Origin of the sequence: Rummeliibacillus sp. SL167, assembly GCF_007896505.1 — a bacterium.
Classification (GTDB): Bacteria; Bacillota; Bacilli; order Bacillales_A; family Planococcaceae; genus Rummeliibacillus; species Rummeliibacillus suwonensis.
The window spans coordinates 1-2,209 of record NZ_VCBM01000011.1; the positions used below are offsets into that span (position 1 = coordinate 1).

Below are 2,209 nucleotides of genomic sequence, written 5' to 3' on the forward strand. Positions count from 1 at the left end.
TTGACGAAGTAAATGGATATTGGAATGAAGAAAGAACAGTCTTTCATCTTTTAAATGGAGATGTTTCGCAAGGGTCTTGGAGAAATTAATTTTCTCATCCAATTCTCTAAAGACAAATTCACCTGTATCCGAAGAAAGAGCGCCTCCATCATTGGATAGTTTAATTTGATGATTGAAATTTAGTGTCATTTGAGGTAAAGTAGCCATTATGAGAATCCTTTCTTTTGGTTATTTCGTCGTTGTTTTAACCTTAACAGAAACGGATTCTTTTTTCATTTATTTCATGCATAAATGATAAGATCCTAAAGCTGATAAATCAGCTTTAGGATCTTATTTATAAAATTCTATGAATAATTCAGGAACTTTTATAAATAAACATCGGGTTGAGAAATTCTTTATTCTTCTAACAGCAGGCGTTCAATATATATCCTTCTATTCTTTGAAAGATCGATTATATCATTGGATCCATCTAGTTTAATAACAGGTCTGGTGGCAGAAGTCTTGTTCGTAAATACAATAGAACCTTCTTGACCATTTGATAATTCAACTTTAGATCCCAATGATAAATCCGCCACACAAGTAATTAATGCTTGCACAACTTGAATATTAAACTTTCCAAATTCAGCCTCTCGGATCATCTCTAAAACTTTAAATGGTGACTCTTTTGAACGATATATTCTTTCACATGTCATCGCATGAAAAACATCAGCTACAGCAATGATATGTGCAAAGATGGAAATCTTATTTCCTTTTTCGCCTTTTGGATAACCACTGCCATCTAATCTTTCATGATGTTGATATACGGCTATTTTCATTTCTGATTTAAGCGTTGATATCCCGTTGATCATTTGAAGACTGTAATATGGGTGTTCTTGGATTTCTTTAAATTCATATTCCGTTAAAGGACCATTTTTGTCTCGTATCTTTTTATTAATTTTCGCCATTCCACAATCTGCTACAGCCCCTGCTATAGCGATTTGAAGTATATCCCCTTTGCTATACCCCATTTTCTGAGCAATCACCGCACAGATTAAACTAATAGCTACTGAATGATGATATATGTAGTCCTTACTTGTTGAAAATTCATTTAAAATAAAAATTCGTTCTCTTTTTTCTAATACATTATCAATTAAAGGTAATATATACGCTCTAATTTTTGTGATATTTACATTGCTACCCGATTCCCAGTTTGAAAACTCCACTTTGAATTTTTCAACAACATCTCTGTATTTCTTTTCAAACGGTGTACTAGCAACAGTGGCAACTATGTTCTCCTGCTCCTCTGATATGGTGGCATCATTTTCTTTAGCTTCGATTGAAGAAGTAATTACAGGAACTTGGGAAATTTGAAAGGCCTGCAACACCGGTAAATGTTCACGAGTAATCTTTGTATTTTTATAAATAATCGGATATTGAGTGTTGGCTTTTATATCTTTTGCAATGATACTGCCTAATCGCAAGTCGGACACTCTTACTAATTTAGTATCCAAATAAATTACCACCCTTTGCACTTGATTTGTCTATGATTTATTGTAACTGAATTTTTTCCAATTGTAATTATAGAATGAATACCATTGAATTTTATTAAGAACATGTAAAAAACAAACCGCTCTCTATTAGCCCACTCAAAATTCAAAATGAAACTTCACATAAATGGAAATTTTCTTCATCTCAAACTATGCATTCGTTGAACCAATCGAGCTTTTACAGAGAGTTGTTCCCACCTTGTCCTCTAACCAACTTTTTTCATACTAGATGATGGCGGCATAATTGAGCCACCTTATGGATTTTCTGTATAAAAGGTTTTCTTATGTACACTCATGAAAATTTACTTAAGTCTTGATATAAGGCTTACTACTCATGTGTATATATAGTAATAATATATTAAACATTCTATTTCAGGTTATCGTTCATTATAACGTATTTTTCTACTAACTACAGCTGAACGACTAAGATTCTATAAAAAAATATAGGCACCCTCAAATATAGCTATTATTTTATCAAAAACTTTACATAGAACTTTTCACATTTACCTCAAAATGGGGAGGCTTAGCTCATCAGCACACGGCTGAGAGAGGCAGAAAAAAGGGGAAAAGAGAGGAGAATAAGATCTTTTGTAAACCCGTATTCAAATAACGCATATAAATAAAGCAGCACCTCCGGTACTATAAAGGTATTAATTTAAGGAGGTGCTTACTTATGCCAACAA

The 2,209-nt window shown here is 32.8% G+C and carries 2 protein-coding genes; both read right to left on the minus strand.

Annotated elements, in window-relative coordinates; genetic code table 11:
* On the minus strand, window positions 1-207 hold a 207-nt coding region (locus FEZ13_RS19145; protein WP_186725995.1), incomplete at its 3' end, for a transposase.
* Between the two features lie 188 nt (window positions 208-395).
* Window positions 396-1,490, minus strand: coding sequence for an HD-GYP domain-containing protein (locus FEZ13_RS19150; protein ID WP_146550416.1), 1,095 nt, complete (start codon window positions 1,488-1,490; stop codon window positions 396-398).
* Between the last annotated feature and the right edge of the window lie 719 nt (window positions 1,491-2,209).